The organism is Terriglobus roseus, assembly GCF_900105625.1.
Taxonomy (GTDB): Bacteria; Acidobacteriota; Terriglobia; order Terriglobales; family Acidobacteriaceae; genus Terriglobus; species Terriglobus roseus_B.
The window spans coordinates 607,472-623,623 of record NZ_FNSD01000001.1 but is presented as its reverse complement, the minus strand read 5'-3'; the positions used below and the strand labels follow the sequence as shown (position 1 = coordinate 623,623).

9 protein-coding genes are annotated in these 16,152 nt (G+C 57.6%); 4 read left to right on the top strand and 5 right to left on the bottom strand.

Annotated elements, in window-relative coordinates:
• Window position 1 precedes the first annotated feature (1 nt).
• Complete coding sequence (locus tag BLW03_RS02540) at window positions 2–2,578, top strand: ABC transporter permease (protein WP_074652202.1); 2,577 nt, start codon at window positions 2–4, stop codon at window positions 2,576–2,578.
• 3 nt (window positions 2,579–2,581) lie between these two features.
• Here the strand turns inward: BLW03_RS02540 and BLW03_RS02535 are convergent, their stop codons facing one another.
• Window positions 2,582–3,274, bottom strand: coding sequence for a response regulator transcription factor (locus BLW03_RS02535; RefSeq protein ID WP_074652201.1), 693 nt, complete (start codon window positions 3,272–3,274; stop codon window positions 2,582–2,584).
• 11 nt (window positions 3,275–3,285) lie between these two features.
• The gene (locus BLW03_RS02530) at window positions 3,286–4,704 is read right to left on the bottom strand and encodes an ATP-binding protein (protein ID WP_074652200.1); all 1,419 of its coding nucleotides are present in this window, start codon (window positions 4,702–4,704) and stop codon (window positions 3,286–3,288) included.
• A gap of 135 nt (window positions 4,705–4,839) precedes the next feature.
• Here BLW03_RS02530 and BLW03_RS02525 point away from each other — a divergent pair, with 135 nt between their 5' ends.
• The 3 genes from BLW03_RS02525 (at window position 4,840) to BLW03_RS02505 (ending at window position 11,454) form a co-directional block, all read left to right on the top strand.
• On the top strand, window positions 4,840–8,376 hold the full coding sequence (locus tag BLW03_RS02525; RefSeq protein ID WP_083350271.1) for a carboxypeptidase-like regulatory domain-containing protein: 3,537 nt from the start codon (window positions 4,840–4,842) through the stop codon (window positions 8,374–8,376).
• 166 nt (window positions 8,377–8,542) lie between these two features.
• On the top strand, window positions 8,543–10,063 hold the full coding sequence (locus BLW03_RS02520) for an outer membrane beta-barrel protein (protein WP_074652199.1): 1,521 nt from the start codon (window positions 8,543–8,545) through the stop codon (window positions 10,061–10,063).
• 653 nt (window positions 10,064–10,716) lie between these two features.
• The gene (locus BLW03_RS02505) at window positions 10,717–11,454 is read left to right on the top strand and encodes an SOS response-associated peptidase family protein (protein ID WP_074652197.1); all 738 of its coding nucleotides are present in this window, start codon (window positions 10,717–10,719) and stop codon (window positions 11,452–11,454) included.
• 55 nt (window positions 11,455–11,509) lie between these two features.
• Here the strand turns inward: BLW03_RS02505 and BLW03_RS02500 are convergent, their stop codons facing one another.
• From BLW03_RS02500 to kdpB, 3 genes are all read right to left on the bottom strand, one after another.
• Window positions 11,510–13,378 carry an APC family permease gene (locus tag BLW03_RS02500; protein WP_074652196.1) on the bottom strand — a complete coding sequence of 623 codons (1,869 nt, stop codon included), beginning with the start codon at window positions 13,376–13,378 and terminating at the stop codon, window positions 11,510–11,512.
• Window positions 13,379–13,531: 153 nt separating this feature from the next.
• A complete protein-coding gene (gene kdpC / locus BLW03_RS02495) occupies window positions 13,532–14,086 on the bottom strand; it encodes a potassium-transporting ATPase subunit KdpC (RefSeq protein ID WP_074652195.1) in 555 nt (184 codons plus the stop codon).
• 9 nt (window positions 14,087–14,095) lie between these two features.
• Window positions 14,096–16,132, bottom strand: a complete 2,037-nt coding sequence (kdpB, locus tag BLW03_RS02490; protein WP_074652194.1) for a potassium-transporting ATPase subunit KdpB — start codon at window positions 16,130–16,132, stop codon at window positions 14,096–14,098.
• Window positions 16,133–16,152: the final 20 nt, after the last annotated feature.

The window sequence follows — 16,152 nt, the reverse complement described above, 5'->3', positions numbered from 1 at the left end:
CGTGGCCGCGCTCTCATGGACAACTGCCGGCCGCATTGCATCGCGCGAACTGCGATCGTCACGCGGCAAATTCTTCTTCGTCATCCTCTCTGTTGCGATCGGCGTGGCGGCACTGACGGGTGTTCGCGGCTTCTCTTCGGCATTCCGACAAACGTTGCTGGTGCGCGCTCGTTCCATCCTTGCGGGCGATCTTTCTGCGCGCATGTTCCAGCAGCCCGACGCCTCCCAGGTCGCAAAGCTCGACGCTCTGAAGACCGGTGGTGTTCGGATGACGCCCATCACCGAGATGGCCGGCATGGCGACCGCTGCCAATTCTCTCGATCCGTTACTCGTTGCGCTCAAGGCCATCGACACGGCTGAGTATCCCTTCTACGGCACGGTCGAGCTGCAGCCATCCATGCCGCTGGCGCAAGCCGTTGGCGGCAACAATGTTGCGGTGGGAGAAGATCTCCTCATCCGCCTGAAGCTGCATACGGGGGATCGTATTCAGCTTGGTGACGCCACACTACGCGTCTCGGCCATTGTCCTGAGTGAGCCGGATCGCCTCTCAGGATCGTTTGCTGCAGGGCCACGCATCTTGATGACGCAGGATCAGCTTGAGAGCACGCACCTGCTGGCGCCCGGGTCGCGCGCCGGTCAGCGCTACCTGTTCAAGCTGCCGGTCAAGAATGACCGCGATGTCGCGCGGCTGAAGTCGCAGCTTGAGACGATCCTGCCTGAATCGCAAGTGACGGATTATCGCGAGACCAACCCTGCTGTGACGATGGCGCTGGACCGTGCGACGGGAGTGCTTTCGCTTGTGTCGCTGGTCGCGCTGGTGCTTGGCGCGGTGGGCGTTGCCATGGCTATGCGCACGCACCTGCTGCAGCGCATGGACTCCATCGCCATCATGAAGTCGCTGGGCGCGAGATCGTCGCACATCCTGCGTATCTATCTATTGCAGACGCTGCTGCTTGGCCTGCTCGGCGGAATTGTGGGCGTGGCGCTGGGTGTCGGCGTGCAGTTGGTGCTGCCGCTGTTGCTCGCCAGGCTGTTAGGCGTAACGCCGGACCTGCACATCGCCGCATCCGCCATCTTCGCCGGACTCGCGACCGGTCTGGTCACCACGTTGCTCTTTACGATGCCGCCGCTGCTGGACATCCGGAATGTGCGGCCTATCCTCATTCTTCGCCGCACCGTGGATGATGCGGGAGATGGCAGTGCGATCGGCGGATACCTCGCGAAGATTCGTCGCTCGGGCGCGCAGATCATTGCGGGCATCCTGATTCTGGCGGGCATCACGCTCATTGCCACAACGCTTTCCGATTCGAAAGAAGTCGGTCGGGTTTTCACGGGCGGACTTGCCGCTGTTCTGCTTGTCCTGCTGATCACGTCGACGTTGGTTCTGGCTGCGTTGCGACTCTTCCTGCGCAGGACCAGGGCTTCGATGACACCGGTTGTGCGCCACGGCCTGGCGAACCTCTATCGCCCTGGGAATCCTTCGGCGGCACTGCTCGCCGCTGTTGGCCTCGGTGTGATGCAGATTGCGACTGTCTTTTTCCTGTCGCACGCGCTGATCAGTGAACTGAAGCTTTCCACGCAACCGACCCTGCCGAATGTCTTCCTGATCGACATTGCACCGAGTGAGATCGAAGGTGTGAGTGCCCTGCTGAAGACACAAAGTTCCGTGCGTGGCACACCGGAGATGCTACCCGTGATCGCGTCGCGCATTCTGTCCGTGAACGGTACGGCCGCCGCGGACTTAAAGCTGCAGAATTTCCCGAAGCGCATGCTGCAGTCCATCTCCCTCACGTGGATCGAGAGCATGCCACCCGGCACCAAGATCGTGCGCGGCAGCTTCTGGCAACCGGGTGAGCAGCGCACACAGCTTGCGATTGGCCAGCGTATGGCGCAGCGGCTTGGCGTCGATGTTGGATCTCACATTGTCTTTGCCGCGCCGGGCGATCCCGACCACCCGGTCGACGCAACGGTTGGCGCGATCATTAAGTCAGATGGTCAGCACGCCTATTCGCGCGCGGAGTTCCTGCTGCCGCGTGCTCCGCTAGCTTTGTTGCCGACAGTTTGGTACGGCGGCGTACATGCAGATCCAAGTCACGTTGGTGAGTTGCAGCGTGCCCTGTACGCGAAGTATCCGACGGTCACGGTTATCAATGTAGCGCAGGCCATGGAGACGTTGCGCGGCATCCTTCTGCAGGTCTCGCTGGTCGTGCAGTTTCTGGCGGGCTTCTCGATCTTCGCCGGCCTTGTGATTCTCGCAAGCGCCATTGCTGGCACGCGTTACCGACGCATTCGTGAAGTTGTGGTGCTGAAGACACTGGGTGCCACACGATCACGCATTGCGACTATCTTCTCGATCGAGTTCGCGACGCTCGGCCTGATCGCGGGCTTTGTCGGATTAATCTTCGCGAATCTGACAGCGCGGATCGTGCTCGGAAAACTCGACCTCGACTATCACTTCCTGAAGTTGATCAATGTTCTTGCACTGTTTGGTGTCGCGTTGCTCACCGTAGTGACCGGATGGCTTGCCAGCTTCCGTGTGCTGGGTCAGAAGCCGTTGGAGGTTCTGCGCGAAGAGTAACGCCTAAGACAGTTGAAATCGGTAGCCGATGTAATTCTCCGTCAACAGGTATTGGGGAGTCGAAGGATTGTCTTCCAGTTTGCGACGCAGCTGACTGATGTACGTCCTCAGGTACTCCCGCTCATTACCGTATTCAGGCCCCCACACGGTCGATAGCAGCTTCTGATGTGTCATGGGACTCCCCGCGTGCTGCATCAACACATGCAGTAGTTCAAACTCCTTTGGGGTCAGGTGGACTTCCTGTTCCGCCTTGGTCACGCGGTAGCCTACGAGATCAAGGCTTATCTCGCCTATGTCGATGCGTCTGGCGGCTTCGTCCGCCGGCTTGCGGGCGCGGCGCACTGCGGCACGGATGCGTGCGGCCAGTTCCGGCAGTCGAAACGGCTTCGTGACGTAGTCGTCTGCGCCGGCGTCGAGAGCCTGGATCTTATCTTCATCGCGATCGCGCACCGTCAACACGATAATGCCCAGGCTCGGGAAGAGGCTTCGCATCTTCGCCGCAGTTTGCATTCCTCCCATGCCCGGCATATTCAGATCGAGCAAAACGACTTCTGCTATCCGGTTGCGAAGCTCATCGAGCGCGATTTCGCCATTTGATGCCCCACGCACTTCAAAGCCAAGTGCACCGAGCGTGCTCGCAACGGTGTGGCGCAGGGCCGTATCATCTTCGACGATTAACACCGAACCCTGGTGCATGAGTTCTCTCCTTAAACCGGCAGTGTGATGTAGAAGGTAGTGCCGCGATCTTTATCGCTCTGGACCCAGATGCGACCGCCGTGCGATTCGACGGCCTGTTTTGCCACGGACAATCCAATACCCGTACCCGGAGCACGATGCTGCATGGCTTCTGTACGGTAGTACCTCTGGAAGACGAGCGACTGTTCGGCTGCGGGGATAAACGATCCTTCATTGTGGACAGACATGGTGAGAGATCCCTTTGCAACATCAAAACGAACACGGATATTCGTACCATCCGTGCTGTACTTCAGCGCGTTCTCGAACAATTGCACAAGTACCATCCGAAATAGCGCGGGATCGAGGCGGACGTCAGTATCCGTTATGCCCTTGAACTGCAGTCGCGTTGTGTCATGGGCGCTTCGTAGCTCGCCAATGGCGGTCTCGATGACATCCTGCAGATGCGTCTTTTGTGTATGGAGTACGACTTCGCGACTCTCAAGTTTCGCGGTCCGCAGCAGCTTGTCCGTTAGCTCCGATAGGTAAGAAGCCTGGTTCTCGATAACATACGCCAAGTCACTCTGCAGCGCTGTCAGACTGCCAATTTCGCGCAAGCCGGAACTTGAGACAACGATAGTGGTAAGTGGGGTCTTCACGGCGTGCGCCAGGCCATCGAGCACCGTGGTCCTCAATCGTTCGGACACGGCCTGCGACTCTGCAGCAACCTCTGCCTTGAGCGAGCGGATACGCTCCAGGTGGGTAGCGGCTAGCGTTGCGACGGCGTCGGCAAGGAGTTGTTCGATTGGCCCGCGGAAAAGAATCGCACCAAGTGGGCGCATGCCGAAGCGCAGTATGCGAACGCTCTCGGACTGGTTTGGCAAGTCGTAGCTACGATCCGCGCGGAAGGATGCCTCCAGACGATCGATTGCATGAGCGCTGTCGCCTGCGAAGGTGAAGCTCGCCTCGCGAGCGCTCCACAACGCAACGCCTGTCAGGCGAAGTCTTTCCTGTATCAATGCACACAACTGCGTTTCGACAGAGCTTCTCCAGTCGACTAGCAACGCACTTCGTGACAACTCATACAGAGCACGCTGCTGCGCTTCGGAACGATAAAGATCATCCGACTTTGCGCGGATCCGGCGGGACAGGTGACTGATCAGCAACGAGACGACCGCAAACGCGATTAAAGCGAAGACGTCCTGCTCAGAATCCACACTGAAAGCAAAACGCGGTTCTGTGAAGAAGAAATCGAGTCCCAGCGTTGCACACACAGCAACTGCAATCGCCGCGCGGAAACCTGCTCTCCAAGCCACAAAGACCGTCAACAGCATGTAGAGCGGGATCGAAACTGCCGGCTCCAGCGCGTGATGGAGGCTGACAAAACCGGATCCCAGGACGAGTACGCATCCGCCAAGTGCCCATGCGAACGACCTGAACGGAAGAGCCTTCATATAAGTCCTGCAGCTGAGCGTATTCGCTGCGCGCATAAGAATTCAGTAAAAGTGGCCGCCTCAAATCTTTATGCCTTCTTCAGGCCTTAAGCCATGGAATGAATTTGTCCGGCTGATGCCGGGTGGGAGAGGTCCATGACGAACAAGGGAGATTTGGGCACACAAGGTCTGGAAGTTAAGAAAGATCAGTTGCCAACAGCCGTCTCACGTATTCGCTATCGCGTGCGTGCGAAGTGCGACAAGGTGGGAAGGCCGCAGCCGCACGCGAATTCCATCAAAACGGCTACTGGCGCACTCTTGCTGGCGCTCGCATGCTCGGGCGCTGGGTTCAGTCAGTCCACCTTTGGAACGGTGCGGGGAACCGTGCAGGATAGTACGGGCTCCGTCGTTCCGGGCGCGCTGGTAACAATTCACTCGATGGCCGAGAATACCGACCGAACCATCACCACGAACGATGCCGGCGACTTCAGCATCGAGAATCTCAAACCCGGCGAGTACCGGGTTGTTGTGCATCATGATGGATTCGCGGATGCACTTGTCTCCGCCGTAACGCTTGCGGCTCGCCAGGAACTTCGCGTGCCGGTGTCCTTGAAGGTCACGTCTGACAATACGACGGTCGATGTGCAAGCGGACAGCATAGCCATCAACACGGAGAATGGAACGATCAGCGATGAGAAGAGCAATGTACAGCTGACGCAACTGCCGCTGAACAACCGCGCAACGTCGACCAGCCCGTTGGGTGCGCTCGGACTATCTTCGAATGTTCAGACCGACAGCCAGGGGAACATCGCTGTGGGGGGCGCAAGTTCGTCTATGGTGAACTTCTCCGTGGACGGTATCTCCACTGCCAACGTACGGTCGAACGGGGCCCTGCAGGATGCTTACCCGTCTCAGGAGGGCATCGCGTCTATGAAGGTAACGGCCTTCAATAACAGCGCGGAGTTTTCACAGGTGGGCGACGTGACCTTCATCACGAAGAGTGGCGCAAACAGCGTGCATGGCAGTGTCTTCGAATACCTGCAGAACGACGCGCTGGACGCCTCTCCTTACGGCTTCAGTGGAAAGGCACCGAAGCGCTTCAATACCTACGGCGCTTCACTTGGAGGACCGATCGTCATTCCGCACCTCTACAACGGCCACAACCGCACATTTTTCTTTGTAAGCTATGAGGCCAACCGCCGCACCACGTCTGTCGCACAGCAGTTTCTGGTGCCGACCCCTGCGGAGCGCGGTGGCGACCTGACTGCTTTGCAGGGACCGGTCATCGCATCGAATCGCATCAGCGCAACGGCCAAGGCTCTGTTGGACTACTACCCTCTGCCGAACGTCGCGGGGCAATCGAACTATAACTACGAGCATTTTCAGGCAACGCCCTCTCGGACAGACGGTGCCGATCTTCGCATCGACCAAACGATCAATGCGAAGCAGTCACTGTACGCGCACTTCAGCCGAAAGAACATCACGCAGAATCAGGCGAATGCCTTGCTGCCCAACGACGTGGGTAGCATCCACAACCGTAGCTTCCTCGTCTCACACACGACTACGATCACGCCGCGCCTGCTCAATGAGTTCCGATTTGGCTTCACGGATGTGAATACAGCTGTAAATTTCGGTATCAAGGGCGCAGATGCTCTAACGCAACTGGACCTGCAAGGCGTGGACATCAGCCAGCATCCGGACACAAACGCCTTTCCCACCTTTAATTTCAACAGTGGTACCGGCTTCACGGCGATTGGACGTGACAAGACCGGCGTCACAAAATCTCGTACGATGCAGTTTTCAGATAATGTCACCTATTCGATGGGTAAGCACACCCTGAAAGCAGGCGTGGATGTGCGTCGTGTGCAGTATCAGGACGTTGAGCTGTTCCTGCCGTCAGATGATTTCGGTCAGTTCACCTTCCAGTCGACCTTCACTGGAAATGCTTTCGGAGACTTCCTCATTGGCGCGCCGACGAATATCTTCTTTGCCGTCTCCAGCCCTGACGTCGCAGGCAAGGCATGGCAAACGAGCTTGTTCGCACAGGATGAGTTCCAGATCACGCCGAAGCTCACAGCAAGCTACGGAATTCGCTGGTCTGTCCTGCCTGCCTTCCGTCTCGACGGCGGTAATGCTGCCAATTTCGATCCGCGGACAAATTCTGTGGTTGTTCCAGATCAGTTGGCAGGCTATCTCTCAAGGAACCATCTGCAGTCGTCGAACCTGGCATTCCAGCAATCCTTCAACGCTTGCAACCTGGGGAACACCTTACTCCCGTGCAGTAACTACATCACGGCAAGTCAGGCGCATCTACCGCAGAGCCTTCGTAACACCTTCTTCGGGAACGTGCAGCCCAGGATGTCATTTGCGTATCGGCCCTTCGGCGATACGAAGACGGTCGTGCGCGCGGGATTCGGTATCTTTACGATGACGAACCTTGGACCTCTGTCCTTCAATAACAGTGGCAATCCGACGTCGAATCTACACACGTACACCAATTCGCTGGTGACCGATGCGAGTGGGACACACCCGGCGATACAGTTTCCCGAGACCTCGCCGTCTTCCGTGGCAGTTCAGTATGGCGGCGGCAGCCTGGATCAAGGCGTCGATCCAAACTACCGCGATCCTCAGTCAAATCAGTGGAACGTAACAATTGAGCGTCAGCTCTCTCATTCAGACATACTCCGTACCAGCTACGTCGGCATGCATACGTACCGGCTAAGTATCACCGGCGACCTCAACCAACTGCCGGCCAGCACGACGCCGTATCAGACAACTGCGGCAAGCCCGTATGTGGATCCTCGGTCTCCTTATAGGAATTGGTTCGAACTCTTCAGCACGTTCAACGCGGGCAAGGCAAAATACACCGCGTTCGAAGTGCAGGAGACTCACACCACATCAAAGGGCCTGTACATCGATGCAAGCTATACGCTCGCGAAAAATCTTGCGGACAATCAAGGGGATACCCCGTCGGCATTTGCTGGTGAGGTGAATTATGGCATCCCGATCGCCGATCGCTTCCATGTGGGCAGCGCCTATGGGAATGTCTCGGGAACTCGACGTCACCGGGCATTGATATCTGGCGCTTATCAGCTTCCTGTTGGCCCGGGGCATGCCTACCTGACCTCCGGATGGCTAAGCCACCTGGTTGGCGGGTGGGAACTGAATACCGTGTCGCTGCTGGAGTCGGGGTCATTTCTGACGCCAAGCATCAGCGCCGGCGGTTGCCAGCTTGCTACAAACCCGGATGGTAGTTGCCCGGCCCTGGCGAACGGCTTACCTGCAACGAATGATCAATCCAACACCAATGTCGTCAATCGCGGCGCGACGCTACGGCCGGATGTGATCTCTCGCGATCTGTACCGCGGGCAGTCGCGAGGACAGTTCTTCAACCTGGCTGCTTTCGCTCCAACACCGATCGGTGCGGGACGTTTCGGCAATGCAGCCGTTGGCATGTTGCAGGGACCAGGAACGATTGCGGTCAGCCTTGGCACAGCAAAGACGACACAGTTGCGGGAAGGCATCCGCGTGCGTTTCGAATGTAGCTTCACAAACGTGCTGAACCACACGAACTTCGCGCCACCCGCGACGCAGGTCGATAACCCTTCCACGTTCGGTGTGCTGAGCGCACCGCAGGCGGCGGAGAATGCTGGCAATCGAACAGGCCAAGCCGCGTTACGGATCGACTTCTAGAGCGAGTGAAAGAACGAAGAGCCGCGATGGATTTCCGTCGCGGTTTTTCTTCTTTTTGCTTATGGACTTTTGATGACTTTCTTACGGCTTCTTTAGGCCCCGAAGCCTAGCATTCTCCATGGCACCGCAGGATACACAGCCCCCTGAGGATGCTGGACGGAGAAGTATGAGAAGCACAAAGCTTACAAAGCTGGCGCTCTACGCGACAGTTGCAACGACAGCAATCTTTCTGCAATACCCCGCAAACATGACGGCGCAGACAGCCGCCAGTCCTATCAGCAGTTCTCTCGTTGCTTTCAGCACAACATCTGGATCCCCCATTGACCCTGAAAACGAGCAGAAGCAGGGCAGTCCTGTGGTGGGTGAGGTTCCTCGGAACGGTGACAATTTCTTCCGCCGACTTGTCCACTTCTATGGTCAGGACTGGACCGGTACGTTGCCCTCCGCTCCCCCAGCCCCGCGCCGTGCTCTGGATGGGCCGCTGGACTCATCGCCCTTTCCCAGCTCTGACTGGGGCTATGGCGGCTCCCCACTGATCGGTGTGCCTGACTCGAATGTCTACCCGTTGATGACGGCGCTACAACTTCAGAACTCTCGCACGAAAATCTATGGGTGGGTCGCACCGAGCTTCAACGCAAGCACGTCCAGCACGAACAACTTCCCGGTCTCTTATGACGTCTTCCCCAACAGCATTGTGCTGAACCAGGCTGTGATTTATGTCGAGCGTCTACCAGACACGGTGCAGAAAAAGCACTTCGACTTCGGCTATCACTTTACCGCCCTTTATGGCAACGATTATCGCTTCACTACCGCGAAGGATTACTTCAGCCAGCAACTGTTGCAGAAGAATCGTCGCTATGGTTTTGATCCCGTCCTTGAATACGCCGACCTGTACTTCCCTGTAAAGGAAGGTCTCAACATCCGCATTGGACGCTTCCTCTCGGTACCGGGAATTGAAGCGCAATTGGCGCCGAACAACTACAACATGACGCACTCATTGCTCTACACCATCGATCCCTTTACCGATACCGGGATCTTCGGAACGCTGAAGCTCAGCAAGCAGTGGCTGGTGCAGCTTGGTGTCTCAGCCGGGCATGACGTTGCGCCGTGGTCGGATGATCGAAAGGCGTCGGGTATTGCCTGCCTGAACTACTCGACCGCGACCAACCACGACAACTTCTACGCTTGTGCAAATGGCATCAATGATGGGAAGTACGCCTACAACAATCTTCAGGACTACGATTTGACCTGGTATCACCGCTTCAACGCCAAGTGGCACATGGCGACGGAAGCCTGGTACATGTACGAGCGCGAGGTCCCGAATGTCGCAGGCAATGTGTCCAATCCCGTAGCCACAGAAACAGGCGCGAATGGCGCCATGTGCGCAGTTGGCCAACTGCGTTGCACTGCGCCTGAGTACGCGATTGTGAATTACATCAATCGTGAGATCACTCCAAAATTGTCCGTAGGCTTTCGGTCCGACCTTTTGAATGACAAGAAAGGCCAACGCACAGGCATCGCGGGCAAGTACACAGAGAACACCCTGTACGCGACGAAGTACATCGGCAGCACCGTAATCCTGCGTCCGGAGGTCCGCTTCGACCACTCGTGGGACAGGCCCGGTTACAACGCCGGGGCGGCGCGCAACCAGTTCTTTGTGGGCGCGGACCTGATTTATAAGTTCTAACGGAGGCGCGGGAGACCTGAGGCCCTTTTAGGTTTCCTGCGCACCTCTTTATGCCTCCCTGATGTTCCTTCTTCGAAGATGAAGGAGACGGCAACACGCCCACCGGCACTTGAGACCGGGGAAAGTCTTCACGATGTCCAGCCTTGTCTTTGTCGACATCCTTGCGTACGGCGGAGCAATTCTCGGGGTTCTGCTGCTCTGTCTCATCGGACTGATGCTGGTGCGTCCCGGCAGTGCAGCCACCTGTCTCTCTTTCCTGATTGGAGACGAACGCGCCGTGGAATGCGTGCGGGAGGGGAGTTACAAAGCGAGCCGCGCGCGGGCGTGTGGAAGCTTGTTTCTCCTCTTCGCATCCTTCATCGCCATTTGTCTTGTCCGTGCATTTCAGCACTTGTAAGAGGGAACAATGTTCGACGGGAAACTGCATAAGACCTCCGAGATCAAACGTGGAAGTGGTGAGCGAATCTTCTTGGCCTTCGCTGGCAGGCGGCACCGGTCAGATCGCCTGGACTACCCTGCGAAGTTTGATCTGCGAGGAGAACTCATCGGCATGCTGATCATGGCGGCATTCGCCGCAATGATTCTCATCGTTCTTTGGCGCCACTTCTCTGTAACCCATTAATAGCTGGAAGCGTTCCCGGGAGGCGCTTTGTATGTCCCCAAGGTTTGAAATGCACGAGGACTGGGCTCACCTGACGGCGTGGGCTGGCGTTGTGTCCTCTTTGGCGACGGTCACTTCGATCAAATCGATGGCTTCATTCAAGAGCTCCAGCGCGCGGAGCAGGTTTCACCCCGTCATCAGGATTTCACCCAGGACAGGACATCGCGAGATCGTATGGATGCGCGAAGGTTTGATCCCTTCGTATGCGTGCGATGACCGTGGAGCAGAACACCGATCGGAGGCACATGCTGAGGCGATGACCTGCGACTCGTGCTTTCGGAGCGCTTTCCTGCGGCGGCGTTGCCTTATCCCGGCCAGCGTACTGAATGAGCAACGTCATCTAGGCACAGACATCGAGCAGCAATGCTCGTTCGCACTGGAGTCCGGTGAACTGTTCGCAATTGCCGGCGTTTGGGAGACGTGGACAAATGATCAAGGCCACGCGATTCAGAGCTTCGCCGTTGTAACGACGCTGGTTACACCGGTATTGCGCACTCTCTTCGATCGGATGCCAGTGATCCTTACCGATTCCACCGATCAGGAGCGCTGGCTTCGTGCGTCGAAGGAGCACGAACAGCCACCCGTGGATCTGATGCATCCACTCACGTCTGCGCAGTTGCGTCACTGGAAGATGGTGCCCGGGCCTGTCGACATGCAACTCGACATGAGCCCTCACGCCACAAACATACATTCGTCTTCCCCTAGAACGTCGAGCCCGTCCGAACCCTGACAAGACGTCAGGATCGAACGGCCTCCGGCGACATGGGCGTTCGGTGCTATGGCCACTACAGGTACCAAGGGATGTTTACAACAACAATCCTGCGATTGCCACGGACCAGGAGAAGCAGCTTCAACATCTGTGTCCGCTGATTATGTAGTAGATTCTCCCACCAGTGCTTCACGACAAGCTCAGGTATGAGCACGGCGATCTTCCGGGTTGGGTACTCCTTTTCCAGGCTCAGGATGTAGTCCATCAAGGGCGTGATTACCGTCCTGTAAGTGCTCTTCACTTGGACCATCTGCGGCACTGGGCCATCATGCGCGCGGATGGGCGCCATGACCATGTGCTCCCAGGTCTCATCGAATCCACTGTCCGTATCGGTTTCTACAGTGACGATCTTTACTTCCTGACTCATGACCAGACCGAAGCGGACAGCCTTTTCGGTGATCTTGTCCCAGCGTGCAACGGGGATCACAACCAAGGGCTGCTCAAGGTCTGTAAAGCGAAGGGGCTCGGGATCTGCCGTCTCGTGATTGATACGGGTGTAGTGACGCTTGATGCCGTGCATCAGCCAGATAATGGCGGGGACCAGCAGAGCTGTGATCCAAGCGCCGGAGGTGAACTTCGCCACCAGGACGACGATAAGAGTAACGCCCGTAGCCACCGCGCCGAGACCATTCAGGAACATTTTGATGCTCCTATGCTTCGCTTCGGGATGCTTCATCCAATGGCGGACCATACCTGCCTGGCTCAAAGTGAAGGCAAGGAATGCTCCGATCGCATATAACGGGATCAGCCGATCCGTGACGCCGTTGAAGATGATGAGCAGCAGCGCCGTGAAGCCAGTGAGCGCATAGATGCCGTGCGAGAAGAGGAGGCGCCGTCCACGCAGCAGGAAGACCCGCGGCATGTAGTCCTTCAGAGCGATTGCACGAGCCATGCGCGGGAAGTCCGCGAAGGCAGTGTTTGCGCTGAAGCTCAACGCGGCGAGAACGCTGCCCATCGTAAGGAAATAGAACCATCCACGCCCGAAGACCGCCGCAACTTCAATTGAGAGCACGCTCTGATATGCAGCATCATTGGAGTCCATGGCGGTAACACCGTACGCGCGGGCCACGTAAGCCAGTCCGGCAAGCATGATGAAGAGCAAACCGATGATGACGGTGAGCGCCTGGTTCGCCTTCCTGGACTTCGGTTCTTTGAAGGCGGTGACTCCGTTGGAGACGGCCTCCACGCCGGTCATAGCAGCGCAGCCGCTTGCAAATGCCTTTAGCAACAGCCAGATCGTGACGTACTGCATGGTTGCTGAGATGGGTGGCGGCGGCGCAGAGACGGGAATCGGATGACCATGTGCGGCATAGGCATGCCAAATCCCCACGCCAACCGTTGCAAGGAGTGTTCCAACGAATAAGAACGTCGGCAGCATAAATACGAAGCCGGATTCTTTCACGCCGCGGAGATTGATGACCACAATAACAATCAGGATCAGCAGGCACAGGGTGAGCTGGTGCGGATGCAGACGAGGGACCGCGCTGACAAGGGCCGTCACGCCTGCGGACACGCCAACCGCTGCGGTGAGGATGTAGTCGATCATCAAGGCGGCAGCAGCGAGCAGACCCGCACCGTCCCCAAGATTTTCACTCGCCACGGTGAAGGATCCACCGCCGTTCGGGTACGCTTCGATGGTTTGCCGGTAGCTGAAGTACAGGATGGCCAGCAGCACAAGGATCGCGCCGAAGATGGGCAGCAGATGCTGCTGCACGCCGAGCAGTCCAAGCGGGATGAGTATGGCCATGGCTTGCTCAGGCCCGTAAGCGGCGCTGGTAAGTCCATCCAGACCGAAGATCGGAATGCCCGCGGCTACACCAATGTGTTCATTGTGCGCATCGCTTGTTGCGAGGGGCTTTCCAAGAAGCAGGTCGAACAATCTCATGCGAAAAAAGCCTCGATGACCGGGAGAGGTCAAAGGGTATTAGAGCGTAGATCCGCATAAGAAAGTCGTAAAGATAGGGCTTTGCCTTTGATGCAGTGGATATCGCGATGGTGGAAGTGCTGCGTGGCCGCCGCGTGCAGCGGCCAAACAGCCTCAGCGGCCCTGGTCCAATGCAAGATTCAATTGCAACACATTAACGCGCGGCTCACCGAGCAGACCGAACTGGCGCGGAATAATGCTTTTCCTGACTATCTGCGTCACCTCGACTTCGGGTAGGTGTCTCTCTCTTGCCACGCGTGGCACCTGGTAGAGCGCGGCGGCAGGAGACAGGTCAGGATCAAGACCGGATGCGGATGCGGTGACGAGGTCGATCGGGACAGGAGCGCCGTTTGATTCTGCCCTTGTGCTGACGCCGACACGATCGATCAAGCTCTTGTTAGATGGTCCAAGGTTCGACCCACCGGAGTTTGCTGCGTCATACCCTGCGCCGGCGGCCGAAGGCCTGCTATGAAAATAGCGGGCGCCAGTGAAAGGCTGACCGATCAGACGGGAGCCAATAGCTTCGCCGTTTCGCTGGATCAGTTGACCATCCGCCTTATCACGAAAGAGCAGGTGCGACAGACCGGTAATGGCAAGCGGGTAGGCAATTCCGAGCAGGACTGCGGTGATGACGGTGTACAGGCAGGCGGTAATGATGTGTTTCTTCATGAGGGTGTCCTAGGCAAGGTGCATTGCGGTGACGAGCATGTCGATGAGCTTGATGCCGATGAAGGGCACCACAATGCCGCCGACACCGTAGACCAGCAGGTTGCGTTGTAGCAGAGCTGCGGCAGACAGAGGGCGGTACGAAACTCCCCGCAGTGCCAGCGGAATGAGCCCTACGATGATCAGAGCGTTGAAGATGATGGCGGACAGCACGGCGGACTCCGAGTTGTGCAGATGCATGATGTTCAAGGCGTTCAGAACAGGGAATACACCCGCGAACATGGCTGGGATGATGGCGAAGTACTTCGCCACATCGTTCGCGATGGAGAAGGTCGTCAAGGCACCACGCGTCATCAGCAACTGCTTGCCGATGGCGACGATCTCGATCAGCTTCGTCGGATTGCTGTCCAGATCGACCATGTTGCCGGCTTCCTTTGCAGCCTGCGTGCCGGAATTCATGGCAACTCCTACATCTGCCTGCGCAAGTGCGGGTGCGTCATTCGTCCCGTCGCCTGTCATCGCGACGAGCTTTCCTTCCGACTGCTCACGCTTGATCAGATCCATCTTGTCTTTGGGCTTTGCCTCGGCAAGGAAATCATCCACGCCGGCCTCGCGCGCGATGGCTGCGGCGGTCAGCGGGTTATCACCCGTAATCATGACGGTGCGGATGCCCATGGCACGCAACTGCTCGAAGCGCTCCTTCATGCCGCCCTTTACGACATCTTTCAAATGGATGACGCCAAGTACCCGGCCATTTTCAGCGACGACCAGTGGCGTGCCGCCGCTGTTGGCGACCTGCTCGACGGCACTGCGGACCTCGTCGTGCATGGCGCTGCCATGCTCCTGGAGATAGCGTGCAATCGCATCCACGGCACCCTTGCGGATGCTGCGGCCGTCCACCTCAATGCCGCTCATCCGTGTGGTCGCAGAGAAGGGAACGAACTCTGCGTTCATCTGCCCAAGTTCGCGTCCGCGAAGACCGTACTTCTCCTTTGCGAGCACCACGATGGAGCGGCCTTCCGGCGTCTCATCCGGCAGGGATGAGAGCTGTGCCGCGTCGGCCAGTTGTTCGGCGGAGACTCCGGGTGCAGGGATGAACTCCGATGCCTGGCGATTTCCAATGGTGATGGTTCCCGTCTTGTCGAGCAACAGTGTGTTGACGTCACCGGCTGCCTCCACTGCACGGCCGGATGTGGCAAGTACGTTGTGCTGCACCAGGCGATCCATTCCCGCGATACCAATGGCTGAAAGGAGTCCGCCAATCGTAGTCGGGATGAGGCACACGAGCAACGAGATCAGTACAAAGACTGTCTGAGGTGCACCGGAGTACTGCGCGAATGGCTGGAGTGTAACGACGGCCAGCAGGAAGATGATCGTCAGTCCTGCGAGCAGGATATTGAGAGCGATCTCGTTAGGAGTCTTCTGCCGCTCGGCGCCTTCGACCAGTGCAATCATGCGATCGAGGAACGTCTCGCCTGGGTTTGACGTAATGCGCACCTGGATGACATCGCTGAGCACGCGTGTTCCGCCCGTGACAGCCGAGCGATCACCGCCAGCCTCACGGATGACCGGAGCCGACTCCCCCGTGATGGCGGATTCGTCTACGGACGCAACACCCTGAATGACTTCACCATCCCCGGGAACCATCTGCCCGGCAACCACGCGAACGACGTCGTTGAGGCGAAGCTGCGAACTTGGGATCTCCTCCACTTCGCCGCTCTTGTTCACGCGGTAAGCCGTCGTCTCTGACTTGGCGAGGCGCAATGCATCCGCCTGGGCCTTACCTCGGCCCTCCGCCATTGCTTCCGCGAAGTTCGCAAACAACACTGTAAACCAGAGCCAGAGCGTGATCTGCACGTCGAAACGGAAGTGGCCGGTGTGCGTTGCAACGTTATGAATGAGCAGAATCGTGGTGAGCACACTGCCGATCTCCACAACGAACATGACGGGATTCTTCATCATGCCGCGGGGATGCAGCTTCACCAGGGCATCGACGGCAGCCCGTCTTACAATCGCCCGATCAAATAAGGATTTCTTTTGAGTCGCCATGTCTATCTTTCCTTGTCCGC

Bases quoted from the DNA above. Each gene is read 5' to 3' on its own strand.
- BLW03_RS02500 (WP_074652196.1), bottom strand. From the start codon at position 13,378: ATGAGATTGTTCGACCTGCTTCTTGGAAAGCCCCTCGCAACAAGCGAT.
- BLW03_RS02525 (WP_083350271.1), top strand. From the start codon at position 4,840: ATGACGAACAAGGGAGATTTGGGCACACAAGGTCTGGAAGTTAAGAAA.
- kdpB (WP_074652194.1), bottom strand. From the start codon at position 16,132: ATGGCGACTCAAAAGAAATCCTTATTTGATCGGGCGATTGTAAGACGG.
- BLW03_RS02530 (WP_074652200.1), bottom strand. From the start codon at position 4,704: ATGAAGGCTCTTCCGTTCAGGTCGTTCGCATGGGCACTTGGCGGATGC.
- kdpC (WP_074652195.1), bottom strand. From the start codon at position 14,086: ATGAAGAAACACATCATTACCGCCTGCCTGTACACCGTCATCACCGCA.
- BLW03_RS02520 (WP_074652199.1), top strand. From the start codon at position 8,543: ATGAGAAGCACAAAGCTTACAAAGCTGGCGCTCTACGCGACAGTTGCA.
- BLW03_RS02535 (WP_074652201.1), bottom strand. From the start codon at position 3,274: ATGCACCAGGGTTCGGTGTTAATCGTCGAAGATGATACGGCCCTGCGC.
- BLW03_RS02505 (WP_074652197.1), top strand. From the start codon at position 10,717: ATGTCCCCAAGGTTTGAAATGCACGAGGACTGGGCTCACCTGACGGCG.